General features: G+C 69.2%; 19 protein-coding genes and 1 pseudogene. 9 read left to right on the forward strand and 11 right to left on the reverse strand.

Annotated elements, in window-relative coordinates:
- Positions 1-1,358 (reverse strand): sensor histidine kinase (locus VGZ32_RS19730; RefSeq protein ID WP_326887575.1); only part of this gene is annotated, 1,358 nt, incomplete at its 3' end.
- A 258-nt stretch (positions 1,359-1,616) separates the two neighbouring features.
- Here VGZ32_RS19730 and VGZ32_RS19735 point away from each other — a divergent pair.
- On the forward strand, positions 1,617-3,845 hold the full coding sequence (locus VGZ32_RS19735) for an MMPL family transporter (protein ID WP_326887576.1): 2,229 nt from the start codon (positions 1,617-1,619) through the stop codon (positions 3,843-3,845).
- Between the two features lie 285 nt (positions 3,846-4,130).
- Here the strand turns inward: VGZ32_RS19735 and VGZ32_RS19740 are convergent, their stop codons facing one another.
- Entirely contained in the window at positions 4,131-5,036 is a 906-nt protein-coding gene (locus VGZ32_RS19740; RefSeq protein WP_326887577.1) for a nucleotidyl transferase AbiEii/AbiGii toxin family protein, read from the reverse strand.
- Complete coding sequence (locus tag VGZ32_RS19745; protein WP_349263669.1) at positions 5,036-5,644, reverse strand: type IV toxin-antitoxin system AbiEi family antitoxin domain-containing protein; 609 nt, start codon at positions 5,642-5,644, stop codon at positions 5,036-5,038. The genes VGZ32_RS19740 and VGZ32_RS19745 overlap by 1 nt, the downstream gene beginning before the upstream one ends.
- A 216-nt stretch (positions 5,645-5,860) precedes the next feature.
- On the opposite strand from VGZ32_RS19745, the pseudogene VGZ32_RS19750 reads away from it, so the two are divergent.
- From VGZ32_RS19750 to VGZ32_RS19775, 6 genes and pseudogenes are all read left to right on the forward strand, one after another.
- A pseudogene (locus VGZ32_RS19750) lies at positions 5,861-5,962 on the forward strand (hypothetical protein); the annotation flags it as partial.
- A 73-nt stretch (positions 5,963-6,035) separates the two neighbouring features.
- Positions 6,036-6,269 (forward strand): hypothetical protein, encoded by a 234-nt coding sequence (locus VGZ32_RS19755; RefSeq protein WP_326887578.1) that lies wholly within the window; start codon positions 6,036-6,038, stop codon positions 6,267-6,269.
- Between the two features lie 119 nt (positions 6,270-6,388).
- Positions 6,389-7,837, forward strand: a complete 1,449-nt coding sequence (locus VGZ32_RS19760) for a DUF3375 domain-containing protein (protein WP_326887579.1) — start codon at positions 6,389-6,391, stop codon at positions 7,835-7,837.
- On the forward strand, positions 7,837-8,430 hold the full coding sequence (locus tag VGZ32_RS19765; protein WP_326887580.1) for a DUF4194 domain-containing protein: 594 nt from the start codon (positions 7,837-7,839) through the stop codon (positions 8,428-8,430). Before VGZ32_RS19760 ends, VGZ32_RS19765 begins: the two co-directional genes overlap by 1 nt.
- Positions 8,427-11,798 (forward strand): ATP-binding protein, encoded by a 3,372-nt coding sequence (locus tag VGZ32_RS19770; protein ID WP_326887581.1) that lies wholly within the window; start codon positions 8,427-8,429, stop codon positions 11,796-11,798. The genes VGZ32_RS19765 and VGZ32_RS19770 overlap by 4 nt, the downstream gene beginning before the upstream one ends.
- Positions 11,791-13,071 (forward strand): Wadjet anti-phage system protein JetD domain-containing protein, encoded by a 1,281-nt coding sequence (locus tag VGZ32_RS19775; protein WP_326887583.1) that lies wholly within the window; start codon positions 11,791-11,793, stop codon positions 13,069-13,071. The genes VGZ32_RS19770 and VGZ32_RS19775 overlap by 8 nt, the downstream gene beginning before the upstream one ends.
- Before the next feature lie 56 nt (positions 13,072-13,127).
- Here VGZ32_RS19775 and VGZ32_RS19780 read toward each other — a convergent pair whose 3' ends face one another.
- Together VGZ32_RS19780 and glnA are read right to left on the reverse strand one after the other, a co-directional pair.
- Positions 13,128-15,404, reverse strand: coding sequence for a hypothetical protein (locus VGZ32_RS19780; RefSeq protein WP_326887585.1), 2,277 nt, complete (start codon positions 15,402-15,404; stop codon positions 13,128-13,130).
- Positions 15,405-15,834: 430 nt separating this feature from the next.
- Positions 15,835-17,262: a type I glutamate--ammonia ligase gene (gene glnA / locus VGZ32_RS19785; protein WP_326887587.1), complete on the reverse strand. Its 1,428-nt coding sequence runs from the start codon at positions 17,260-17,262 to the stop codon at positions 15,835-15,837.
- A gap of 374 nt (positions 17,263-17,636) precedes the next feature.
- Between glnA and VGZ32_RS19790 the strand changes: the two genes are divergently transcribed.
- Complete coding sequence (locus VGZ32_RS19790) at positions 17,637-18,137, forward strand: RDD family protein (protein ID WP_326887588.1); 501 nt, start codon at positions 17,637-17,639, stop codon at positions 18,135-18,137.
- Positions 18,138-18,216: 79 nt separating this feature from the next.
- On the opposite strand, the gene VGZ32_RS19795 is transcribed toward VGZ32_RS19790, so the two are convergent.
- From VGZ32_RS19795 to lipB, 4 genes are all read right to left on the reverse strand, one after another.
- The gene (locus VGZ32_RS19795; protein WP_326887589.1) at positions 18,217-18,972 is read right to left on the reverse strand and encodes a DUF4191 domain-containing protein; all 756 of its coding nucleotides are present in this window, start codon (positions 18,970-18,972) and stop codon (positions 18,217-18,219) included.
- Between the two features lie 93 nt (positions 18,973-19,065).
- Positions 19,066-19,305 (reverse strand): hypothetical protein, encoded by a 240-nt coding sequence (locus VGZ32_RS19800; RefSeq protein WP_326887590.1) that lies wholly within the window; start codon positions 19,303-19,305, stop codon positions 19,066-19,068.
- 346 nt (positions 19,306-19,651) lie between these two features.
- Positions 19,652-20,578: a lipoyl synthase gene (gene lipA, locus VGZ32_RS19805; RefSeq protein WP_349263670.1), complete on the reverse strand. Its 927-nt coding sequence runs from the start codon at positions 20,576-20,578 to the stop codon at positions 19,652-19,654.
- A 117-nt stretch (positions 20,579-20,695) separates the two neighbouring features.
- The gene (gene lipB, locus VGZ32_RS19810; protein WP_326887592.1) at positions 20,696-21,382 is read right to left on the reverse strand and encodes a lipoyl(octanoyl) transferase LipB; all 687 of its coding nucleotides are present in this window, start codon (positions 21,380-21,382) and stop codon (positions 20,696-20,698) included.
- A gap of 196 nt (positions 21,383-21,578) precedes the next feature.
- Here lipB and VGZ32_RS19815 point away from each other — a divergent pair, with 196 nt between their 5' ends.
- Positions 21,579-22,583, forward strand: coding sequence for a Gfo/Idh/MocA family oxidoreductase (locus VGZ32_RS19815; protein WP_326887593.1), 1,005 nt, complete (start codon positions 21,579-21,581; stop codon positions 22,581-22,583).
- A gap of 25 nt (positions 22,584-22,608) precedes the next feature.
- On the opposite strand, the gene VGZ32_RS19820 is transcribed toward VGZ32_RS19815, so the two are convergent.
- Complete coding sequence (locus VGZ32_RS19820; protein ID WP_326887594.1) at positions 22,609-23,904, reverse strand: FAD-dependent oxidoreductase; 1,296 nt, start codon at positions 23,902-23,904, stop codon at positions 22,609-22,611.
- A gap of 120 nt (positions 23,905-24,024) precedes the next feature.
- Positions 24,025-24,729 carry a hypothetical protein gene (locus VGZ32_RS19825; protein ID WP_326887595.1) on the reverse strand — a complete coding sequence of 235 codons (705 nt, stop codon included), beginning with the start codon at positions 24,727-24,729 and terminating at the stop codon, positions 24,025-24,027.
- Positions 24,730-24,808: the final 79 nt, after the last annotated feature.

The following is a 24,808-nucleotide window of genomic DNA, read 5'->3' on the forward strand; positions in this document are numbered from 1 at the left end:
CCTCCGGCGATGTTCGGGCCGGCCTCGGCACGGCCTCCGGCCAGGGCGGCGCGTTCGCGGACTCCAGTCAGGCCCTGACCGGGAGAGCCCGAGCCCGGGGCTGAGGGGGCGGCCCGGCGGGGCTCCGAGCCGGTGTCCGACACGCTCACCCGCAAGGATTGTTCGCCGACCTCGATCGCGACCTGCACGCTCGTATCGGGTCCCGCGTGCTTGAGGCTGTTGGTCAGCGATTCCTGCACGATGCGGTAGATCGCCAACTGCAAGCTGCGCGGGAGCGCGGTGGGCTCGCCGTCGATGCGGCAGGACACTCGCGGACCGGCGGAGCGGGTGCGCTCGAGCAGTGCCGAGATGTCGGCGACCCCTGGCTGCGGCGTGAGGGTCTCGGCGCCGACACCGATCTCCTCGACGCGTTCGTCGAGCGGGCGCTCGCGCAACGCCCCGAGCGTGCGACGCAGGTCGGCGAGCGCGATTCGGCTCGTGTCGCCGATCAGCTCGAACACCTGCCTGCCCCGCTCGGGATTCGCCTCGACCTGGCGGACGCCGCCGTCGGCAAGGCCGGTGATCACGGCGAGGGTGTGGCCGAGGATGTCGTGCATCTCCCGGGAGAACCGGGCCCGCTCGGCCAGGACGGCGATGTGGGCGCGCTGCTCGCGATCGAACTCGGCGTGGGCCGCGCGTTCGGCCAGGGCCTCCAGTTGTGCGTGACGCTCTCTGGCCACGAGGCCGAGCGCGATGCTCGCGGCGATGGCGGTGCTGAGGAAGAACACGTTCAAAAGCGCGTGATCCTGGATCAGCTCCACGCGGAATACGAGAACGAACAGGCTCGGCACGCCTGCGCCCGCGACCACGAGAAGCCTGCGCAGCGACCAGTACCTGGCAAGTGTAAAAAGACTGATCATCAGACTGACGTTGCTGCCCGAGCTCTCCGCCGCCGCCCACTGGACCGTGCAGGCGGCGAGCACCACGCAGTACACGGCGAATGGCGCTTTGCGTCGCCAGATCAGCGCTAGGGACTGGGTCGCTGAAGTGATCAGCAGCAGCGGGGTGATTTCCTGCGGAGCCGCCCGCGTACCCGATTGCGGCACGAAGGTGAGCAACAGCACGCACAGGCTGAGCAGCACATCCTGGCGGTACGGATGCCCGCGGAACGCGGCGAGCAGAAGTCGAATCGCCCTCGGCCACTCGAATCCGGAGCCGTCCGGCTGCGTCGTCGCAGCCTGGTCCGATACCGGCTCCAGCACGGTGGGGACCACGCCGACTTCCTTCGTTTCCGGGCTTGACGCGACGCTCCGACCGTAGTGTGCCGAGGGCGGGTTCATGACGTCGGCGCGCCTGAGCTCGTAGGCCGCGATCCGCATGGTGGTCAACTCCCGGGCTCGGTCTTCTCCTCGCTGATCCGCTCGACGGTAGCCAACGTCTTGGCACGGTGTCGTCCATCTGGGGGATGGATCGGCGTGGTACCGCGGTACCACCCGGCTGCGCTAATTCGGCACCTGAGTACCGCCCTTGACCGCGAGCTCGCACTTACGATCAGTCAGGGCTGGCTGAATGCGTCGGCTCCACGGGGCAATCCAAACACCAAGGCGCACGTCAGTGGCCGAAAGATGGGAACGACCATGAGAGAAGACAAGCCGGCGCGCGGGCGGCGCGGCGGTGGCGGTGGCGGGGAACGAAACCTGTTCGCAGGCCTCGGCCAACTGGTCGCGCATCACCCATGGCGGGTGATCGCGGTATGGGTCATAGCCGCCATCGCGGTGATAGGCCTCGCGCCGCATCTGTCCTCCACCACCGACGAGGCCAGCTTCCTGCCCAGCCACTACGAGTCCATCCAGGCCCAGAACCTGCAGCAGTCCGCATTCCCGCAGGCCGCGGCCCCGGCCGCAGTCATCGTCCTGGAGCGCGCCGACGGATCGGCGCTCACCGCGGCGGACTCGGCGGCGGTGCAGGACCTCGCGACCAAGCTGCGACAGGCGCAGATCGCCGACGTGACGGCCCTCCAGGTCGGCCAGCCGTCCCCGAACCGGCTGATCCAGACCATCGGCGTGCAGATGCCGACCGAGAACGATCCGCAGCAGAAGGCGCAGACTGACGCGGTTAAGGCACTGCGCACCCAGCTCCAGTCCGACCTGTCGGGCACCGACCTCAAGGGCGGCATCACCGGCACCGCGGCGCAGAACCTCGACTCCCAGTCCTCCGGGAACAAGGCCGACGCGATCATCGGGATCGCCACCGTCGGCCTGATCCTCGTGCTGCTGCTCATCATCTTCCGCAGCCCGATCATCGCGCTGCTGCCGATCATCACCATCGGCCTCGTCTCCCAGGTCGCCGACGGGCTGATCGCCTGGGCCAGCAACGCGTTCAACCTCAAGACCGACAGTTCCGTCACATCGCTGCTGATCGTGGTGCTGTTCGGCGTGGGCACCGACTACATCCTGTTCTTCCTGTTCCGCTACCGCGAACGGCTGCGCGCCGGGGATGTTCCGCGCGACGCGGTGGCCGTCGCCGTCACTCGCGCGGGTGAGGCGATTGCGTCGGCGGCGGGCGCGGTGATCGTGGCCTTCATGGCGCTCACCCTCTCCACCCTCGGCCTGTTCCGCTCGCTCGGCCCCTCGCTGGCGATCGCGGTGGCCGTCACCCTCCTGGCGGGCCTCACCCTGATACCGGCGATCGTGGCGCTGCTCGGCACCCGGGTCTTCTGGCCGTCGAAGGCCTGGCGCACCGAGCCGCGCGGGGCGCGCTTCGCCGCGATCGGCCAGGCGATGGGGCGGCGCCCGGCCCGCTTCGCCGCGGTCTCCGGGCTCGTCATGGCGGCGCTGGCGATCGCCGCGTTCAGCTTCCGCCCGACCTTCGACCTCACGTCCGGCTCGACGAACTCGACCGCGGAGTCGACCGTGTGGCAGAACCAGCTGCTGCGCGGCGAGCCGGCCGGTGCTACCACGCCGACGCAGGTCTACCTGAAGGCGACCGACGGCGCGAAGCTCTCCGCGAGCGAGCTGAACGCCTACCGCTCCGACCTCGCGGGCGTCTCCGGAGTCGGCACCGTCTCCGCGCCGTTGCCCAACGCCACGGACACGGTGGCCGTCTACGAGGTGGCGCTCAGCCATGATCCGGCCTCGGATGCCGCGATGAACACACTCAAGGGCCCGCTGCGCACCACAGCGCACCAGGACGCCCCGCCGGGCACGACCGCGCTGGTCGGCGGCATCACGGCGATCTACGTGGACATCCAGTCCGCCGTGGACCACGACTACGCGCTCGTCTTCCCGGTCGCCGCGGTCATCATCATGCTCATTCTCGCGCTGGTGCTGCGGTCGCTGGTCGCCCCGCTGTACCTAATGGCTTCGGTGGGCCTCGGCTTCGGCGCCACCCTCGGCGCGACCGTGCTGTTGTTCCAGAACTCCGGCAGCAACAACGGCCTGATCTTCATGCTGCCGGTGATCATGTACATGTTCGTCGTCGCGCTCGGCACGGACTACAACATCCTGATGATCACGCGGCTGCGCGAGGAGGCGCGCGAGGGGCGCAGCCCACGCGAGGCCGCGGCCGAGGCGGTGCGCCACGCCGGTCCGACCGTCGGCGCGGCCGGCCTGATCCTGGCCGGATCCTTCGCCTCGCTCATGCTGGCCGGGCAGTCGACGCTCACCCAGATGGGCTTCGCGATCTCCGTCGGCATCGCGATCTCCGCGTTCGTGATGGCGATGTTCTTCACGCCGGCCCTCACCGCGCTGATCGGCCACGCCGCCTGGTGGCCCGGCCACGCCGACGCGAAGCACGCCCCGTCACAGCAGCAAGAGGCTCTGCCAGGCGCGGAGGAGGAGACCGCACCAGCCGGACGCCTCCGGTAGACCCGCCAGAGTCCAGCAGGCGCTACGACGTTCGGCCCGGTACCCCAGAGGCAGGGGCGCCGGGCCGAACGTCGTAGCGCTTCTTAGATGTCGTAGTGCAGCTCGACTTTCCCTTTGACCTGGTCATTTAGGCTCTGACCCCACAGATCCCCACTATCACCCCACATCGGGGCGGACCGCGGAATGGGCGGACTTCGCAGGGTTCTGCCGGAGCCCGGTGGCCGTGGCGGGCGAAGGGTGCCGAGAGGGGTTGCGCCTCGTGCGCCGGTTGCCGCGTGTGGTCGGCTACGGGGCTTGCCAGGCCGTGGCTTCGGGGCTCCAGGTGAGGTTCTGCGCAGTGCTGGCCGCGAGGGGGTCGGCGAACGCGGTAACGGTGGCGACGACTTCGGCGAAGTCTTCCGGGTGGTTCTTGGCCGATGTTCCTTGGCGTCGCCGCCACGCCGTGTAGGGAGCCTGTCTACGCCTGGGCAGGTCGGAGATCACCTCGCTGAGCGGCTGCAGATGAATGCCTCGGTGGTTGGCGGTGTTGACCAGTGCGGTGGTCAGTTCTTTGCCGTCGAGCCGGTGTCGGACGATGAGTTGGTGAAGATCGGCGTAGTCGCGGTCACGTGTATTCAGGTCGCCGAGGGCGATGGCGGTGGAGAGTTTTTCGGCGATGACCGTGGCGATGGGGTAGCCGTAGAGCTTGAATGCCGTGTCGCTGAGGTATTGGGGGTATTCGATCAGTGCCGGGGCTGGGGTAACCGGATCGCCGAAGCTGACATCGAGTTGTAGTTTCAGGCGTGCGCGGCTTAGGTTGGCGCTCATAGCCAGGCGTAGCCCGTGGTATTCGTCGTCTTGGCGGATGGGCACGGTGGTAAGCGTGCCCGGTTCGAAGGTGATGCCGTCGTCGACGTCGGTGGCGGCGATCTGCTTGATGCGGCGGATGATTTCTTCCTCATCGCCGGTGAATGCCCGGCCGAGGATGTCGATATCGCGGGTGATGCGCCGTGCGCCGAACTGGGCAAGCAAGAGGCCACCCTTGAGGACGAAGTGCTGCTGGCCGAGCGGATGGACGCTTATACGGTAAAGGAAGCGTTCGAGCAGGTACTCGAGCATGACCTGGTCGGTGGGGGCGCCGGTTCGGCGCGCGAGGTTGCGCAGGTCGTTGTAGATGCGGCCGGCGGTGGTGTCGCGGGCGGGGTTAGGCATCAGGCGAGCACTGCTTCGATGGCTGGGCGGATGGCGGACATGCCACCTAGTTCGCGCGCCGCGCGCTGCAGGTCGGCGACGCCTTGCTGGCCGTTTCGGCGCAGGTATCGGTTGAGCGCGGACAGGGCAACGCTGCGGCCTTCCGCGCCGCCCAGGCGCATCGCGTCCACGACCGCGCGCGCGGGGCTGTAAACCGGGACGGTCTCGCCAGGAGCCGCTTCGAACGGTTCGACTGCGAAGTTGAACGTGTCGGCCGCGTACTGCGATACCTGCGTGGGTGGGTAGCTGATGGAAGGACGGTGGCTGCCTCGAGGTACGGCGATGTGCACCTCGTGGGGGATGTCATCGATCAGTTCGTGCAGGCTGAGGGCTGACTCCCCGCACACGACCGCGTGGGGCGCGCGGGTGCAGACGGCGAGCAGGTCGAGGTGTGCGGTGGATTCGGCGTCAGCGCGTCGGTAGACCCCACGCGAGAGCTCATCGATCTCGCCTGCCTCCCGCAACACTGCCAGGTCGCGTGGAGAGATCCCAGCGGCAGACGCCGCGCGTGTGGTGAACGTCGGTCGAAGGCGCGATAGTCGCTCTTGTAGGCGCCCGGAATCAGTCATGTATGGAATCCTACCCAAACATGCCGGATGTGGGTAGTTTTTAATACGGTCCGGGTGTAGTGGCCTTCGGTCGAGCGCCCGGGTTATCGCAGAACCGCACCCGGCTGGCCGAGGCAATTGGTGATGATCCCCTGAAGCCATGCCACCACACAAGGCGCCCTCGCTCGGTCGCATCGGGCTGGACTGGCTGGTGCTTGACGCCTGGGCGCACGTGTCGTGGTTCGGCGCCGGGCCGGCGAGGCCTACCCCGACCCACGGCATGCGACGCACGGCGGCCGTTTCACGGCCACGGTCGATCAGATGCAGACCCCGTACGTTCGCCCGCAGGAGAACGGCGATCGCGCCGAGGTGCGGTGGGCCGAGCTGGCCGACGTCGCCGGGGAGGCAGTGCATGTCGAGGGCGATCCCAGCGTTCAATCTCGCTGTTCGCCCCTGCAGCGACCAGCAGCTCGCGGCCGCCCGCCGGCAGAGCGAACTCGCGGCCGGGACGTTGATCTTCCTGCGCACCGATCACGTCGTGCAGGGCCTCGGCTGCGCCGCCGTAGGCCCCGGCGTGCTGCTTGAGCATCGTCTCGAGGTTCGACCGGCCGACTTCGCTCTGACGCTCGCACCCCTGTCCGTCTGACGCGAGCTGGCCTGGGTGCCGCAGCCGGTACCTGCCACTCTCGCTCCGACCTGACGGCGCGACCGCGTGGCTTCTGCGAACGAACACGGCTGTCTGTCGTGCTCGGTATCGTCGGTAACGTGGAATTCGAGGACGTCGAGACGCTGCGCCGGGAGCATCCGGCGTGGAAACTCCTGCGCGCCGGCAATGCCTCGTTGATCCTGTCCTTCCTGGGCAGGGTGTTCGTGGAGGGGAACGCCCGCGTGGTCCCGGCCGTCGAGTTGACCGCGCGGCTGGACGACTATCTGTTCGCCCTCAACGAACGTCTGGGGGAGGGCACTTTTCCCAAGAGCGCCAAGGCGTATCTCGACGACTGGGCCGGCCCTGGGGCGGGTTGGCTGCGCAAGTACTACCCGCCCGGTTCGGATGAGCAGCATTTCGACGCGACGCCGGCCGTGGAGAAGGCGGTCGCGTGGATCGCCTCGCTGCGGAGCCGGCCGTTCGTCGGCACCGAGTCGCGTCTCAACACGGTCTTCGAGCTGCTGCGGCAGATGGCCGTGGGCGCCGAGACCGACCGCGACGTGCGCCTGGAAGACCTCAAGCGCCGCCGCGAACAGCTCGACGCCGAGATCGCCCGGGTCGAGTCCGGCGATGTCCGGGTGCTGGACGACACCGCGCTGCGCGACCGTTACCAGCAGTTCTCCGAGACCGCGCGCGGGCTGCTGGCGGACTTCCGCGAGGTCGAGGCGAACTTCCGGCAGCTGGACCGCGAGCTGCGCGAGCGGATCGCCGTCTGGGATGGCGCCAAGGGGGAGCTGGTGGAACGCGTCGTGGGCGACCGCAGCGCCATCGCCGACTCCGACCAGGGCCGAAGTTTCCACGCGTTCTACGACTTCCTGCTCTCGCGGCGGCGGCAGGAGGAGTTCACCGAACTGCTGGAGAAGGTGCGGCGGCTTGACGCGATCGGCGATCCCGACCCGCGGATGCGCCACATCCACTACGACTGGCTCGCCGCGGGCGAGCGCACGCAGGCCACCGTGCGCCTGCTGTCCGAGCAGTTGCGCCGGTTCCTGGACGACCAGGTGTGGCTGGAGAACCGGCGGGTCATGGACATCCTGAAATCGATCGAGGGCCGTGCGCTAAAGCTGCGCGGGCACGCCGCCGCCGCGATCGCCATGGAGATCGACGCGCCCGCCCCGGACATCGCGCTGCCGTTCGAACGGCCCATGTATCGGCCGAAGGCGAAGGTCCGGATCTCCGGCGACGACATCGCGGACGAGGCGCAGGACGTCGACGTCTCACTGCTGTTCGAGCAGACGCACGTGGATCCGGCCAGGCTGTCCGCGATCGTGCGGTCCGCGTTGCGCGGCAGGGCTCAGGCCGACCTCGCCCAGGTCATCGCCGAGCACCCCATCGAGGAGGGTCTGGCGGAGCTGGTCACCTATCTCTCTCTGACCGATCCGGCGTTTCGCGTCGTGTTCGACGACGACGCCCGCGCCCAGGCGTCGTGGCAGAGCTCTGATGGTGGCGTCCGGGTCGCCGACATTCCGCGCGCTACCTTCGCACGCACCGACGCCGGGGAGGGCTGATGGACGAGGCGGACCTCTCGATCGCGGTGACGCAGCTGATGAAGGGCGTGGTCTACCGGGAGGCTCACGAGACGCAGTGGCGGCACCTGACCGCCTTGCAGGCGCAGGTGCGCGACTACGTCGCCGTGATGGGCCTGACCGTGGTCGTGGACGAGGCCGAGGGCTACGCGTTTCTGCGTTCACGCCCCGACGGCGAAGCGGAGGACGGGCGTCCCGCGCTGCCGCGCCTGATCGCCCGCCGCTCGCTGTCGCTGCACGTCAGCCTGCTGCTGGCGCTGCTGCGCAAGAAGCTGGCGGAACACGACGCGACCGGCGGCGAGAGCCGGCTGGTGCTCAGCCGCGAGCAGATCGTCGAGACGCTGTGGGTGTTCCTGCCCGCGGGCAGCAACGAGGCGCGGCTGTTCGACCAGATCGACGCGGTCATCGGCAAGGCCGCTGATCTGGGCTTCCTGCGCCGCATCCCGGAATCGGGCTCATTCGAGGTACGGCGCATCATCAAGGCGTTCGTCGACGCCGAGTGGCTCTCCGGCTTCGACGACGCGCTCGCCTCCTATCTCAGGGAGCTGACTGGAGAGGGGGCGGGGGAGGGGTGACCGAGCCGACCGAGTCCGTGCCGCCCGGCTTCCGCCTGCGCCGCCTTGAGGTCTACAACTGGGGCACGTTCGACCGGCGCGTGTGGCACTTGGACCTGGCCGGCCGCAACGGCCTGCTGACCGGCGATATCGGCTCGGGCAAGTCGACGATCGTCGACGCGGTGACCACGCTGCTGCTACCCGCGCACAAGATCGCCTACAACAAGGCGGCCGGCGCCGAGACGCGGGAGCGCTCGCTGCGCTCCTACGTGCTCGGCTACCACAAGTCCGAGCGCAACGAGGAGACCGGGACCTCACGGCCGGTGGGCCTGCGCAAACCCGGTTCGTACTCGGTCCTGCTCGGCGTTTTCGGCAACGCGGCGCTGGGCGAGGAGGTCAGCCTGGCGCAGGTGTTCTGGCTGCGCGACGGCGTGGCCGGGCAGCCGGACCGCTTCTTCACCGTCTGCGATCGTGCCCTGACGATCGCGCGGGACTTCACCGGGTTCGGCGCGGAGACGACCGCGCTGCGCAGGCAGTTGCGCGGCCGCGGCGCGCGCATCCACGACTCGTTCCCCGACTACGGTAAGGACTTCCACCGCCGCCTCGGCATCGAGTCGGACCAGGCGATGGACCTGTTCCACCAGACGGTGTCGATGAAGGCCGTCGGCGACCTCAACGACTTCGTCCGCACACACATGCTCGAACCCTTCGACGCGGCGCGGTGGACCGACGACATGGTCGCCCACTTCGACGATCTGACCCGGGCGCACGAAGCCGTGGTCAAGGCCCGCACTCAGCTGGCCGAACTGGAGCCGCTGCTGGCGGATGCCGGCGAGTACGACCGGCTCGCAGCGCGCATGGCGAGCCTCGCGGCCCGCCGCGACGCCCTCCGGTACTGGTCCGCGCAAGGCCGCAGCAGACTGCTGACGAAGCGCATCGAGCAGTTGAGCCGCGACGCGGAAACGTTCCGAGGCTCGATCGACAAGGCCAAGGCCGCAGTGGCGTACCTGCGTGAGCGGGCCGACGCGCTGCGGCTGGAGCGCGCCGGACACGGAGGCGAGCGGATCGCCCAGCTCGACCGCCTCCTCGCCGAAGCAGAGGACCGGCGCGACCGTCGGCTGGCCAAGGCCCGGCGGTTCGACGCCCTGCTGGCCGAGGCGGAACTTCCGCAGGTACAGAGCGCTACGCAGTTCACTGTGCGGCGCGCCGAGCTGGCCGAGGCCCGCGCGAAAGCCGATCAGGCGGACGCCGAGGCCCGCAACCGGCTCACCGACGTGGCCGTCGAGCGCCGCAAGGCCGACGACGAATCCGGCGAGCTGCGCGACGAACTGCGCAGCCTCCAAGCGCGGCGCAGCAGCATCCCGCGCCGTACCCTGGAGGTCCGGGACCGGTTGTGCTCGGAGCTCGGTCTGTCGGCCGACGACCTGCCGTTCGCCGGCGAACTGCTCCAGGTGCGGCCGCAGGAGGCCGACTGGGAAGGCGCGGCCGAGCGCGTGCTGCGCGGTTTCGCCCTCTCGCTCCTCGTGCGCGGCGAGCACTATGCCGCCGTCTCCGACTGGATGGACGCGCACCACCTCGGCACCCGCTTCGTCTACTACCGCGTCAGCGCCACGCCACGCGCACTTCCCGCCGCCGACGCCGATGCCGCGCGTCGGCTGTCCGCCAAGCTTGAGGTCGCCGACGGTCCGTTCACCGCCTGGCTCGAGGCCGAATTGGCGCATCGCGCCGGGCATCTGTGCGTCGGCTCCATGGCCGAGTTCCGCCGCGCCGAGCGCGCGGTGACCAGGGCCGGCCAGATCAAGGAACCGGGCGGCCGGCACGAGAAGAACGACACCGCGCGTATCGACGACCGCTCCTCATACGTATTGGGCTGGAGCAACGAGCGCAAGATCGAGGCGCTGCTCGACCAGGCCGCGGCCCTGCAGAACCGGATCACCGGGCTCGAACAGCAGCGCCTGGCCGCCGACGCCGACATGAAGGCCGCGTCGGCGCGCCTCAGCGTGCTGTCGAAGCTGGAGGAGTTCACCGACTTCGCCGAGCTGGACTGGCAGCAGGCGGTGAACCAGATCTCAGCCCTCGACGCGGAGAAGCGGCAGCTCCAGGCCGCCAACCGGGAACTGGCGCGGATCGAGGCCGAGCTGGAATCCGTCGCCGGCGAGATCGGCGAGCAGGAGCGGCTGCTGGAGGATCTGGTCGGCGACCGGGCCAAGACCGACGCCGCGCTCACCGAAGCCGAGACCGGCCTGGCCGACGCTCAAGCCGTCCTCGCCGAGCCGGATCGCGCGTCGGCGATCGAGCACTTCCCCGCGCTCGACGAGCTGGCCGGGCGCGGACACCCGCCGGACGCGGCCGGTTACGACCGGCTCGCGACGGACCTGGCCGCGAAACTGACCGACGAACGGGAGCGGTCCGCGCGCCAGCAGACCGCCGCGGCCAACCGGATGGTCGCGACGATGGGCCGGTTCCGCGACCGCTACCCGGCCGAGACCGCCGAGATGGACGCCTCGGTCGAGGCGGCGGGGGAGTACCGCGCTCTGCACCAGCGCCTGATCGCCGACGATCTGCCGCGGTTCGAGGCGCAGTTCAAGTCGTATCTGAACACGAACACGATCCGCGACATCGCCGGATTCCAGTCCCAGCTGCTCAAGCAGGACAAGCTCATCAAGGAGCGCATCGAGGTCATCAACGCCTCCCTGACAGGCATCGACTACAACCCCGGACGCTACATCCGGCTGCAGGCGCACGCCTCGCCCAACGTCGAGGTGCGCGACTTCCGGACGGCGCTGCGCGCCTGTACCGAGGACACCGTCTCGGGCGAGGGTGACGAGGCGTACTCGGAGCGCAAATTCCTGCAGGTCAAGGCGCTCATCGAACGGTTCAAGGGCAGGCCAGGCCAGACCGAGGCCGACAAGGCGTGGGCCAGACGCGTCACCGACGTGCGCAACTGGTCGGTGTTCGCGGCCTCCGAACGGTGGCGCGAGACCGACGAGGAGCACGAGAACTACACCGGCTCCGGCGGCAAGTCCGGCGGGCAGAAGGAGAAACTCGCCTACACGATTCTCGCCTCCTCGCTGGCCTATCAGTTCCGCCTGGACGCGTCCGGCGGCGCAGTGCGCACGTTCCGTTTCGTCGTCATCGACGAGGCGTTCGGCCGCGGCTCCGACGAGTCGACCCGCTACGCCCTCGGCCTGTTCGAGCGCCTGGGCCTGCAACTGCTCATCGTCACACCACTGCAGAAGATCCACGTCATCGAGCCGTACGTGTCCGCGGTCGGGTTCGTGGACAACCCCACCGGCGCCGATTCCCGACTCCAGACGCTGACCATCACCGAATACCGCGCACGCCGCGCCGCCCACGCGGTAGCGGCGGCCGAGGCGGCCGATGCCTGAGACCGCGGCGGGAACGTCGGACTCCGGCCGATGGACCACGCCGAAAGACGTCGTCGCCAAGCTGCACAAGCGGTTCGACCGAGGGGAGTTCCTGATCTCGCTCGCGCTCGGCGCCGACTTCGAGCCCGTAGGCATTGCGCTGCGCGGCCCGACGGCAGGCGAACTCGGCGCGATGTTCGAGACCGCACGCGCCTGGGTGCGCGCTTGGGAGTGCGCCGCGCCGCAGGGCGTCCGGTTGGAGTACCGGGAGGTCGGCGGCCGGATCATCGGCGCCAACCGGCTCCCTGCGCGCGCCTGGGTCGACGGATACGAACAGTTGTGGACCGCCCTGGGCGTCGCCGCGACCGTCCGGCGGTTCACCGGCCTGCTCGCCCAAGCCCAGGCCCGGGACCTGCCCGCGGTCCGGGACTGGGCGGCCGCGAACCCGATCAAAGCCCTCGGCCATGCCGGGCGTTGGAGCGCTCTGCTGGCCGCCGTGGCTTGGATCGAGCGGCACCAGCGGCCGGGCCTGTACGTCCGGCAGGTCGACGTGCCCGGCGTCGACACCAAGTTCATCGAGGCGAACCGCGCGGTCCTCACGGACCTGCTGGAGGTCACGCTCGATCCCGCGCGCATCGAGCAGGCCGCGCCGCGCACGGACTTCGTCCGCCGCTTCCGGTTCGAGCCCAAGCCGGAGTACATCAGGGCACGTACTCTCGACCCCTCCGTGACCCTGATCGGTCCCTTCACCGAGGCGTCGCTGCGCGTGAGCGAGCTCGCCGAGCATCCCCTGGCGGCGTCCCGCGTCCTCGTGGTCGAGAACGAGACAACCTATCTCGCGCTGCCCCCGCTACCGGACACGGTCGCCATCTGGGGCGGCGGTTACGCCGTGAACCGGCTCGCGCCGTTGGCCTGGCTCGCCGATCGCGATCTGCTCTACTGGGGAGACATCGACACGCACGGATTCGCCATCCTGAACCGGCTGCGCGCGGCGTTCCCGGCGGCGCGATCGGTGCTCATGGACCGGGCCACGCTCATGCGCCACCGCTCCCAGTGGGTCCGCGAGACCACGATCACCGGCGCCGACCTGCCGCTGCTGACCGCCGACGAACAGCAGTTGTACCGCGATCTCGCGCAGCAGGTGCCCGGCCCCGCCGTCCGACTGGAGCAGGAACGGATCGGCTTCGGCTGGATCGAGACTGCACTGCACCGCGCGGTCGGGAGCGGCCGGGCGGCCCGAGACACGTCGGATGCTCACCGGTACCGGGCGCCGGTGAGCCGCGAAGATTCGTAACCATTCGCGTGGCGGTCCACCACTCCTGGTCTTATCGCCCCGCCTGAGGGGAACAGTCAGTTCGCGACTTTGATTCGCTTCCTGCGTGCGCGCTTCGAGATGCGCCGGTCCGGGTGGCGCACGGCGATCGTGTCGAGCAATGCGAACGAGCTCGGATGCGCGGCTTCGGCCAAGGCGTCGACGAGAGCTTCCTGCAGTTCGGGTTCCATCGTCTTGAGCTGCTCGATCAGACCCTGGGGCCCGAGTGATGCCAAGAGCGCGGCCAAGGTTCCGACCATTGCCCCGGCCACGTCCTCGGCAGCCTGCTCGTCCGGTGACGCGAGGCCCTCTTCCAGCAGCAGTCCCAGCGCGAGTGCGCCGAGCTGTGGGTCGGTTCGCAGAGACCTGGTAAATGCTTCCCCTTCCTTGCCGGGCAGGGCGTCGAAGAGCATGTGCAGCATCGCGTAACGTCGCTGTTCGAAGGGGACGCGGCGCAACGCCTGCCGCAGCCGTTCGTCCGCCTGTCCGCGCGATGGCTGCGCAGCGCGCCACAGGGCGAGCTCCTTCGCGACCGTATCCGGGGTGTACTCGTCGTAGAGGACGGACAGCAGCCCGGACGCGTCCGCGCCGGTCAGCTCGCCTACCGCTGGCAGATGCCGCCCGAGGTTCTTGAGCGCGCGGTACACGCCGTAGCTGCCCAGTGGAGTCAGCGCCACCGCGGCGGCGTCCGCCGGACGAACCGCAGCGTCCGGCTTCGCAGCGTTGCCCTGACCCCGGTAGAACTCGACGGCTCCGACGTCGCGCAGGAACCCGAGCAGCCGATCCAGTTCGAGATCCACGGCGGCCCGATCGGCCGGCGAGAGCCGTTCGGCCGCTAGGCCGAACAGCGGCGCCGGCTCGGCCGCCTGGTACACCGAGAAACGCAGTATGCTCAGCTCGGCCGGCTCCTCCAGGCTGTAGAGCGCGGCCAGGATGTCCGGAAGCACGAGCGCGAGTCCGGGGCCGAGGAACGAGTCGTACGACAGCAGTCGCTCTCCCAAGTCCGCGATCGCGGCGAACGCGCGAACCCACAACGCGATCTCGTCTCGCAGCGTTCCGGCGGCCGACTTCACCCGGCTCAGTTCGCCCTTGCGCACCTTGACCAGCCGCGCCGCCAGTGCCCACGCGAGCAGCAGTTCTGGATCCGGTTTCCACTCGTGCGTGTTGTCGCGGGGCCTCGAACCCGGCTCCGGCTTTCGCGCCTGCGCGTCCGCGTCCGGCCGTAGCGTGGACGCCGCCTCGCGCAGGTCGGCCGCCCGCAGCGTCCCGTCCTTCTTCAGCGCGCGCGAATCGCCGACCCACTCCACGAACGCGCGCAGATCGTGCACGAGCGCGATCCGCGAAGCGGCCGCCGTGAGTTCGCCCCGGGAGGCGAGCACCACTGGAAGCTGCCGCATCATGCGCGGCCCGGTTTCTGCCGAGTACGTGCGCGCTCGCCCGGTCCGCCCCTCGAAGCCGAACTGCTCGAACAGAACGCGTTCCTGATGCCGCGCGGCGATCCGCTGTACCAAATCCTCGTCGACGCCGACCTCGCCTTCGCGCGCCGACTGAAGGAAGCGATTGAGCGCGCGCTCGTCTTCCATGTCGATACCGCGCTCCAGAGCCGTCGTCATCCAGAACTTCGCGATGCCCCACTGCTCGGGATCCCTCATCGCCGCTTCGGCCTGCGGCGCGAGCTCCGTGGCGATATCGACGAGCCGTGCCGCCGCCTCGCCGCGCGGGTCGAGTTGCCCGGTGTCCGACAGGTAGCCGAACCACGCGCACAGGCTCGGGACGACAGCTGGCACATCGCCGAGCGCCAGAGTGACCTTGCGAACCATGAACTCCAGGAGGAAGCCGTGCACCAGAGGTTCCGACCAGCGAGTCAGCAGCCCGTCCCCGGTCTGGAACCGGTAGTCGCAAGCGCACTGCGCGACGAACGGCGCGAGATCGTCCGCGAGTCCGCCGACGGCCGTGGCATCAGCTTTCTGCCTCGCGCGTGCGAAATCGTCGACGAGCAGATCACGGGTCTGCTCGAAGAGCTCTTCTTCGTCGGGCTCGTAAAGGAATCGCACCGCGTCTCCAAGCGGGAAGGGAGAACCGAGGTCAGCGGACTTCTGGGCCCAGCGTAGCCGAGCCCGCACGACCCCATAGCTGACGCCGTAACCGCACGGCGTGCGCCTCACCCGAGGCGAGCGCGCCGCTCTGAGCTGCGATACATCATGTCGCACGGGTTCAACGCACGATGAAGCGCTGAGGTGTGGCCAAGGCCGCCAGCGCGCCTTCGACGTCAGCCAACCGGCTTGCCAGCGTCGCGGCAGCCAGCCGTGGTGCAAGCGCGGCGTTGAACTTCAGGCTCTGCACGCCTTGCTCATCGACCTCCGGCAGACAGATGTGCTCGGCTGCGTCGCAGACGGCGGCTTTCTACAGATCGAATGTCACGTCGTTGCGCAGGCGCACCCAGCATGGCAGCGGCGATGTACGGCAGTTGAGTTCGATGGGAACGATGGGAACACCGAGAACCGCATTCAACTGGCCGCATCGTGCAACGACGATCGGCCCGACCCCACATGCGACAGGAGTCGGGCCGATCGTCGGCTTTTCTGTTCAGTACGGCTTACTTCGTCCGAGATCACACCCCACATGAACGGGGAACGAGCCGGTTTCGAAGCTGTATTTCCGGATAAACCTGCAGGCCACGAGCCTGAGTCAGGCGAGTTCGAACTCCGGGTGCATCTACACGTTTCCGCAGGTCAGAGAAGGTGTCTAGATGTCGTAGTACAGGTCGAACTCGTACGGGTGCGGGCGCTGGCGGATCGGGTCGATCTCCGCGGAGCGCTTGTAGGCGATCCAGGTCTCGATCAGGTCCGGGGTGAACACGCCGCCGGCGGTGAGGTAGTCGTGGTCCGCCTCGAGGGAGTCCAGGACGCCGTCCAGGGAGCCGGGGACCTGGGGGACCGCGGCGTGCTCGTCCGGGGGCAGCTCGTAGAGGTCCTTGTCGACCGGCGCGATCGGCTCGACCTTGTTCTTGATGCCGTCGAGACCGGCCAGGACCATCGCGGAGAAGGCCAGGTACGGGTTGCCGGACGAGTCCGGGACGCGGAACTCGATGCGCTTGGCCTTCGGGTTGTTGCCGGTGATCGGGATGCGGATGCACGCCGACCGGTTGCGCTGCGAGTAGACCAGGTTGACCGGGGCCTCGAAGCCGGGCACCAGGCGGTGGTAGCTGTTCACCGTCGGGTTGGTGAAGGCCAGCAGGCTCGGGGCGTGCTTGAGCAGGCCGCCGATGTAGTAGCGGGCGGTGTCCGACAGGCCCGCGTAGCCGATCTCGTCGTAGAAGAGCGGCGAGCCGTCCTTCCACAGCGACTGGTGCGTGTGCATGCCCGAGCCGTTGTCGCCGAACAGCGGCTTCGGCATGAAGGTCGCGGTCTTGCCGTTCGCCAGCGCGACGTTCTTGACCACGTACTTGAACAGCATCAGGTCGTCGGCCGCGTGCAGCAGGGTGTTGAACTTGTAGTTGATCTCGGCCTGGCCGGCGGTGCCGACCTCGTGGTGCGCCCGCTCGACCTCGAGGCCCATGCCCTGGAGCGCGAGCACGATCTCGTCGCGCAGGTCGCCGTAGTGGTCGTAGGGCGCGACCGGGAAGTATCCGCCCTTGTAGCGGACCTTGTAGCCGAGGTTGCCGCCCTCCTCCTGGCGCCCGGTGTTCCAGTGCCCGGACTCGGAGTCGATGTGGTAGAAGGACTCGTTCACGCTGCTGTCGAAGCGGATCGAGTCGAAGACGTAGAACTCCGCCTCGGGGCCGAAGTAGGCGGTGTCGGCGATGCCGGAGCTCTTGAGGTACGCCTCGGCCTTCTTCGCCACGTTCCGCGGGTCCCGGGAGTAGGCCTCACCGGTCAGCGGGTCGTGGATGAAGAAGTTGACGTTGAGCGTCTTCTCCTTGCGGAACGGGTCGATCCGCGCGGTGGCCGGGTCGGGGAGCAACTGCATGTCCGACTCGTGGATCGCCTGGAACCCGCGGATGGACGAGCCGTCGAAGGCCAGGCCCTCCGTGAAGACCTTGGCGCCGAACGACTCGACAGGCACCGTGAAGTGCTGCATGACGCCGGGCAGATCGCAGAACCGGACGTCCACGAATTTGACGCCTTCGTCACTGAGGTACTTGAGCACCTCGTCGGCGTTCTGGAATGTCACTCTTCTCCTCCTCGACCCGGGGCGTGACCGGCCGTGCCGGCTCCGGGCGATCGACCGAAAGTGGGGGCTGGTTGTGTACTTTGCGTGATGGCGAGTCGCGCGCGGGCCCCCACACGGCTCGGCAGCTCCCGCCCAGGGCCATGGATGCGAACCAGGCTCTTGGCTGGGAACAGTAGGGAGAGGCGATTTCCCGCCCATGTCCCTTTTGTTTCCGCCACGTTACACGCCTGGTTCCGGGGTGGGGAGGGATGCGCACGCGGCGAGTCTGGCACCCGGCGCCGGGTGATTCGGTGATCGCCACGGGCACGTGGGACGGCTAGGCGGGTGTGGGGCCTGGCGCGGGCCGGAATGTTTCGAAGGGCTACCGTGGAGCCATGACACAGACTCCGGCGTCCACGCCCAAGCCTGGGCCCGCCTCCGCTCGCACGGCCCTCGGCGGATGGCTGGAAGGGCCGCGCATCGAGTCGGGCGCGGGAGAGGAGTCCGGCTACCGCGGGGAGCGGCTCGGGCTGCCGGAGTCGGGGCCGGGCTCGCTCGCGTCGCAGGGGCGCAGGCTGGGCGCCTTGATGGTGGACTGGATCATCGCGGAGCTGATCGCGGTCGCCTTCGGGTGGCACCCGGGGACGGCGGCCGGCACGTGGGGCACGCTCGCGATCTTCGGCGCGGAGCAGCTGCTCTTGCTCTCGACGCTCGGATACACGATCGGCAAGCGGTTGTTCGGCATGCGTGTGGGGAAGCTGGGCGGGCCGCTGACGCCGCTTCACGTCATCGTGCGGACCCTGTTGCTGCTGCCGCTGATCCCGGCGGTGGTGTGGGACCGGGACGGGCGCGGACTGCATGATCGGCTGGCGGGGACGGTCGTGGTGCTCCGATAGCTGCCCGCGTAGGTAGGCAGGTGGGCAAGGCAGCGGCCGCGACGCTGACGGAGGAGCGAAGCCGCAGGAGGAACGGGGCCTAGCGAATGTTGCCGCGGGGGATCCGGCCGCCGCGCGGGATCGGGCCCTTCGGCAGGTTCGCCATCGGGCCGCTGCTGATCGCGGCCAACCGCTTGGCGTACTCGGACACCTGAAGCTGCGTCAGCTTCGAACGGCCGCGCAGACCGCGCCGGGTGACCGTCTGGGAGAGCTTGCTCAGCGGCACCTGCCCGGCCGCCGTGTCGTCGCCCACCGTCAGCGCTTCCACCTCGACGTCGGGGCCGAGGTACCGGGCGATCGCCTTGCGCTCTGCGGTGACCAGCTGGCCGACCCGGTTCGGGTCGCCCTCCGCGATCAGCAGGATGCCGGCCCGGCCGATGAGCCGGTGCACCAGGTCCTGCTGCCGGTTGAACTGCACCGCCGGGGTCATCGCCCAGCCCCGCTTCAGGCTCTGCTCCAGCACCGCTGCGGCCGCGCCGGGCTGGCCGTCGATCCGGCTGTAGGCGGACCGCTGGACGCGGCGGGAGAGGACCGACAGGGCCGTCAGGCCGCCGCCGAGGATGCCAAAGACCGCGGCGAAGACGATGCCGACGACGTTGCCGTGCAGCAGCACGAAAAGCAGCGCGAAGAGCACGACGCCGACGCCGGCTCCCCAGCCGAAGACTGCCACGGGGAGCCGAGGATCGATGTCCTTGGTCATCCGGTAGGCGTAGACGAGCTGCTTGAGCCGACCCTTCGGCGGGTCGGGCTGGGCCGTCGGGTCGACAGCCGAGTCCGAGGAGGTGTTACGCGCCATGCTCAGAAGGATATGTCCCCGCGGGGGGAGTCACCGCACCGCCTAAGGGGCCGTGATTGTTTCGGTATCCGTGCGGCCGAACGAGGGGCGTTGTCACCCGCGCGGGCTACCGGAACCGAGGTCGGCAGTGGCCTTCGCACGCACCCGGGCCCGCTCCCGGTCCTCCTGGACCGCGGCCCACGCGTTCGCCCGGGCCACCGCGAGCCCGTCGCCCCGGAAGATGACCCGCTCCACCGTGGTGAGCATCGTGCGCACGGCCGAACGCCGCTGCGCCTGCAGAGCGCCGTAAGCCTGAGCGCCAACCACGGCAGACGGGTTGGTCGTCACCGTCATCGTCGTCTTACCCCCTGTTCCAAGGACTGTTGGTCAGTGTGGCGCTGCACTGCACTGGCGACGATGCCGAGATGTCTGCCGCGCGGGTCGTCCACTGGGGTTGTCGAGACTCAATACTCAAGGACGCAGATCGCCTCTCGCTTGAGCGTCTTCGCCCGAGTTCATGGCGGACCCGCACCCACCACGTTCGATACTCCGTGTTACCAAATCACTTCCCACCGGTCAATTCGGCGTGACGGTCGCGGGGAATCCTCTCCACGCCATCAAGCCTTATCGATCCCGGTCAGAGCACTGGCGCAAGCCCTGCGCGGCTGCGCCTGTGGTGCACAGCGCCGTGCACCGTAAGTCAGCTGTTTCGCGCCGCAACGGCTTGCTGGTACAGACGCCCGGCCCGGTACGACGAACGCACCAGCGGCCCGGACATCACCCCGGCGAAGCCGATCGCCTCGGCCTGCTCCTTCAGCTCCACGAACTCCTCCGGTTTCACCCACCGCACCACCGGGTGGTGACGCGGCGACGGCCGCAGGTACTGGGTGATGGTGATGAGTTCGCAACCCGCTTCGTACAAGTCGCGCAGCGCCTGGGAAATTTCCTCGGGCTCCTCGCCCATGCCCAGGATCAGGTTCGACTTGGTCACCAGGCCGGCGGCGCGGGCCTGGCGGATGACGTCCAGCGAGCGCTCATACCGGAAGCCGGGGCGGATGCGCTTGAAGATGCGCGGTACGGTCTCCACGTTGTGCGCGAGCACTTCCGGCGCCGCTGCGAAGACCTCGTCCAGAAGTTCGGGGACCCCGTTGAAGTCGGGGATCAGCAGCTCGACGCCGCAGCCGGGCACCTGCTTGTGGATCTCGCGCACCGTCTCGGCGTAGAGCCAGGCGCCGCCGTCCGGCAGGTCGTCGCGGGCGACGCCGGTCACGGTCGCGTACTTAAGGCCCATCGACGCGACCGACTCGCCGACCCGGCGCGGCTCGTCCCGGTCGAGGGCGGCCGGCTTGCCGGTGTCGATCTGGCAGAAGTCGCAGCGGCGGGTGCACTGCTCGCCGCCGATCAGGAAGGTCGCCTCGCGGTCTTCCCAGCACTCGAAGATGTTGGGGCAGCCGGCCTCCTGGCAGACCGTGTGCAAGCCCTCGCGCTTGACCAGGTCGCGCAGGTGGGAGTACTCCGGTCCCATCTTCGCCCGGGTCTTGATCCAGGACGGCTTCTTCTCGATCGGGGTGGCGCTGTTGCGCACCTCGAGCCGCAGCAGCTTGCGGCCGTCCGGCCCGACGGTGATCGGGGCGTCGGCAGTGGTGACAGCGCTGTTGGTGACAGTGGTGTCGGTGACGGGGGTGGTGTCGTCGACGGCGGTCACGCCCGGTTCTCCTCGTGCTTCGTGGTCAGCCGGTCCAGCCTACGCCGCGAGCCGCGCGGCCCTGACCCGGTCGGTGGCCGTGCCTTTAGGCTCGGTCAAGAGATGCAAATGCGGCTCGACGACCGCCAGGAACTCGGCAACGGTCACCCGGCGGCCCAGTTCCTCGCTCAGGGTTGTGACGCTCGCGTCACGGATTCCGCACGGCACGATCCGGTCGAACCAATCCAGATCATTGTCGCAATTCACCGCGAAACCGTGCATCGTGACACCCTGAGCGAATCGCAGTCCGAGCGCGGCGACCTTGCGGTCCTGCGTCCCGTCGCGGCCCGGTACCCAGACCCCGGAGCGCCCGGCCACCCGGATGGTCTCAAGCCCTAGGTCCGCGCAGGCGTCAATGATCACCTGCTCGACCCGGCGGACGAAGTCCACCACGTACACGCCCTCGGGCAGCCGCACGATCGGATATCCGACCAGTTGGCCGGGGCCGTGCCAGGTGATCTTCCCACCGCGGTCCACCTCGACGACCGGCGTGCCGTCGAGCGGCCGGTCCAGCGCCTCGGTGCGCTTGCCCGCGGTGTAGACGGGCGGGTGCTCGAGCAGGATCACCGCGTCCGGCACAGTCCCCGCGACCCGCGCGGCGTGCCGCGCCCGCTGGTCGTCCCATGCGGCCTGGTAGTCGACCGCCTGATCGCCGAATCCGGCGTGGATGATTTCGAGTTCGCCCACGGTTAAGACTCTACGACGCCGCGGCGAGGCCCTGAGCGCCCGCAATCGAGCACGCCGCGAATGGCGGAATGCGCCCCTTCTAGCCTGGTGATTTCGCTCACACTCTGAGTCGCCCCTCGCGGCTATCGTTGGCGCCGACTCCGGTGTCGGGGTCGAACGCCCGTCCCGGGAACGCAGCGGATTGGAGCATCAGGCGATGGCTGAACGGTTCCGGTGGGGGATCGCCGGCACGGGGGGCATTGCGTCCGTGTTCGCCGAAGATCTCGCCCGCCTTCCCGATGCCGAGCTCGTCGCGGTCGGCTCCCGGTCTCAGGCGTCCGCGGATGCGTTCGGCGACCGCTTCGGCATCGCGCACCGGCACGAGGGCTACGAGGCGCTGGCAGCCGACCCCGACGTAGACGCCGTATATGTGGCGGTGCCGCACGTTGGGCACTGCGAGACCGCACTGACGGCGATCGCCGCCGGGAAGGCCGTCCTGGTAGAGAAGCCGTTCACGGTCAACGAGGCCGAGGCGCGGCGGATGGTCGAGGCGGCCCGGGCGGCGGGCACGTTCCTGATGGAAGCGATGTGGGTGCGCTTCCTGCCGCACTTCGCGAAGGTGCGCGAGCTGGTGGCGCAGGGGCGGATCGGGGAGATCCGGTCGGTGATCGCCGATCGCGGCTCGATCCTCAGCACGGACCCGACGCACCGCGTCCTCGCCCCGGAGCTCGGTGGCGGCGCCCTTCTCGACCTCGGCGTGTATCCGGTCTCGTTCGTGTCGATGCTTCTCGGGGAACCGGACCGGGTCAAGGCGCTGGCACTTCCCGCCGTCACCGGAGTCGATGCGCAGACATCGCTCCTGCTCGGCCACCGCGGCGGCGCGCACGCCCTGATCACCACGGCGCTGGACGCCGAGAGCGCGAACGCCGCGTCGATCACGGGTACGAAGGGACGCATCGACGTGCCGCACGTCTGGCACCGCACCAGCCCGGTGATTCTGACCCACTACGGCGCGGACGGCATGGCGGACGGGGCGGAAACCTTCGAATTCACCCACGAGGGCAACGGGTTGCGGCATCAGGCCGCGGAGGTCGGCCGCTGCGTGCGCGCGGGCCTGACGCAGAGCCCGGTGATCCCGCTGGACGAGACGCTGGCCGTGATGCGCACGATGGACGCGGCGCGAAGGCGCTTCGGCTTGCGGTACCCCGGCGAGGCGGAGTGAGAGCGCCCAAGGCAGCTGAGAGGTCCTAAGACGGCTGTGCGGCTCCACGGCCAGCATCGCCCTTGCGACGCACCCGAAAGTCCGTCAGCACGGCCTCCGCGGTCCGGTGTGCGGAGGCTATAGCGCCCTCGATGTTCGGCAGGTCGCGGTGGTCCCCACAGACATAGAGCCCGTTGATAAGGCGGACCGGCCGGGCAAAGTTGTGCGGGGACTGCATACTGACGACCGCGTGCTCGACGTGCCGGATGTCGAGCGTCTCCCAGCGTGCCGCCTGCGGCCCGTAGAGCGTCGCCAGGCGGGCGTGCACCGCCCGGTCGAGCGCGTCATGCCGCTTGCCGTCCTCGCCGAATACAACCGTGGCCACGAGGGCTCGGCCGGGCGGTGCCAGGCCCGGCGCGGCGCGGCTCACCACGGCCGTGCGCGCCACTGGTGAGCCGGGATCGGCGTCCACGAACACCGCGGGGGAGCGGTCCGGGTCGGGCGGTACGTCGGCGTCGTCGGTCGTGTGCCAGAGCGTGGTGACGGCGCGCATGCGCGGCTCGTGCAGCCCGGGGAACAGCTCGACGGCGTTCAGCGGGTCGGCCGCCACGACCACGGCCGAGGCGCGCACCTCGCCGTCGGACGTCTCGACCCGGTCCGCGCGCACCGCGTGAACCCTTGTGCCGAGGCGGATCGCATCGACGGGCAGGCGCCGGACCAGCAGCCGCGCTATCCGCCCGACGCCGCCGCCAGGCACCGCGAACCGTCCGCGCACCAGCATGCGCAGCAGCCAGTCGGCGCCCCGGGATGAGGTGGCCAGGTCCTCGTCGCCGGCCAGCCCGGCCAGGTAGGGGCGCAGGAACTGGTCGATCAGCTCGGCCGAGAAACCGCGCTCGCCGAAGAAGTCCGAGGACGGCTGCTCCGCTCCCGCCAGCGCCTTCTCCGGGCCGTTCGAGGCAAGCTTATAAAGAAGTTTCGATAGCCGGGCCTTGTCCGCGGCGGTGCCGAGTGGGGTGCGCAGGGCGGAGATGGTCTGTTGGGGTCGGGTGGGTGCGGCGCCGAAGCGCAGGCTGCGCCCGGCAAGGTGCACGCGTACGCCCGGGGAGAAGCCGCGCATGGCCAGCTCCGTCCACGGGACCGCCCGGCGCAGTGCAGGCCATGAGGTGTGCAACAGGTGGCAGCCGTCAGCGAGTACATAACCGTCGACGGTATGGTCCACCGCCCTACCGCCCACGTGTCCGGACGCTTCGAGGACGGTGACTCCGAGGCCTGCTTCCGTCAGTTCCGCGGCGACGGTGAGGCCGGAAACCCCGGCGCCGACCACGCACACGTCAGCGCCCATCGAATAACCCCCAGCAGGGTGAGGTCCGGTGTCCCGGTGTACTCACCTACCCGCTCGGCGCTGCGCGGAACCGGACCTTGTCTGTACCCTGACGCGGGTCTGGGCGCAGACCGCAGTCGGCTACAGGCCGCTGGCGAAGACGTAGGGCTGCGGCGTCACGTTCTTGCCGAGGTCGAGCTGAACGACCTCGTGCGCGGTCAGCTGGATCGCGGAGGGGTCGCCGGAGACCTTGGTGCCGTTGATGTACGCGGTGACAGGGCCCGTGTACGAGCCGATCTGGTTCGCGGACAGCTTCTGGTTCCACTCGGCGAAGAACTGGCCGAGCGTGTAGGTGACCTGCACCGGCGACTCGATGTGGATCACGCCGGTGTCGTCGTGGGTGTGCAGGTAATAGAACGCGCCGCCGCTCGTGACGAAGGTGCTGCCGTCGCTTTCCGACTGGGTCTGCCAGGGCTGGGCGATGCCGATGCCCCACGGGACCGTCTTGGCCGCGCCGTTGATGTAGATCGCCAGGTGGGCGTGGATGTGGTAGGCCAGCTGCTCCGAGGTGTTGGCGGAGACGCCGTCGATCGACTGGCCTGTCAGGCCGGTCCAGACCGGGGCCAGGGCGCCGGCCGGGCCGGTGGGCGCGGGGCCGCTGCTGGAAGAGCTGCTCTTCGACACGCTCAGCCAGACCAGGCCGCCGACCAGCGCGGCGACGAGCACGCCGGCGCCGATGCCGAACCGCACTTTGCGCTGGCGCTCCTGCCGCGCCTGCTCGAGGCGCAGCTTCTCGACCTGAGCCCGCCGCGACGCCGCGTCCTTCTTGTTGGCCTGCGATGCCATCTGCCCGCGCTTCCTGGGAAGTCTTCCTGCATATTCGTCGGATAACCGTACACGGCGTCCCTGAGGGAAAACACTCGCC

It is taken from the genome of Actinocrinis sp. (assembly GCF_035938995.1).
Taxonomy (GTDB): domain Bacteria; phylum Actinomycetota; class Actinomycetes; order Streptomycetales; family Catenulisporaceae; genus DASZGI01.

What these genes read in the sequence shown, in the direction of transcription:
- VGZ32_RS19825 (WP_326887595.1), bottom strand. Translation starts at nt 24,729, where the DNA reads ATGGCATCGCAGGCCAACAAGAAGGACGCGGCGTCGCGGCGGGCTCAG.
- VGZ32_RS19755 (WP_326887578.1), top strand. Translation starts at nt 6,036, where the DNA reads ATGTCGAGGGCGATCCCAGCGTTCAATCTCGCTGTTCGCCCCTGCAGC.
- VGZ32_RS19820 (WP_326887594.1), bottom strand. Translation starts at nt 23,904, where the DNA reads ATGGGCGCTGACGTGTGCGTGGTCGGCGCCGGGGTTTCCGGCCTCACC.
- VGZ32_RS19765 (WP_326887580.1), top strand. Translation starts at nt 7,837, where the DNA reads ATGGACGAGGCGGACCTCTCGATCGCGGTGACGCAGCTGATGAAGGGC.
- VGZ32_RS19815 (WP_326887593.1), top strand. Translation starts at nt 21,579, where the DNA reads ATGGCTGAACGGTTCCGGTGGGGGATCGCCGGCACGGGGGGCATTGCG.
- VGZ32_RS19740 (WP_326887577.1), bottom strand. Translation starts at nt 5,036, where the DNA reads ATGCCTAACCCCGCCCGCGACACCACCGCCGGCCGCATCTACAACGAC.
- VGZ32_RS19790 (WP_326887588.1), top strand. Translation starts at nt 17,637, where the DNA reads ATGACACAGACTCCGGCGTCCACGCCCAAGCCTGGGCCCGCCTCCGCT.
- VGZ32_RS19800 (WP_326887590.1), bottom strand. Translation starts at nt 19,305, where the DNA reads ATGACGGTGACGACCAACCCGTCTGCCGTGGTTGGCGCTCAGGCTTAC.
- VGZ32_RS19795 (WP_326887589.1), bottom strand. Translation starts at nt 18,972, where the DNA reads ATGGCGCGTAACACCTCCTCGGACTCGGCTGTCGACCCGACGGCCCAG.
- VGZ32_RS19775 (WP_326887583.1), top strand. Translation starts at nt 11,791, where the DNA reads ATGCCTGAGACCGCGGCGGGAACGTCGGACTCCGGCCGATGGACCACG.
- VGZ32_RS19745 (WP_349263669.1), bottom strand. Translation starts at nt 5,644, where the DNA reads ATGACTGATTCCGGGCGCCTACAAGAGCGACTATCGCGCCTTCGACCG.
- VGZ32_RS19735 (WP_326887576.1), top strand. Translation starts at nt 1,617, where the DNA reads ATGAGAGAAGACAAGCCGGCGCGCGGGCGGCGCGGCGGTGGCGGTGGC.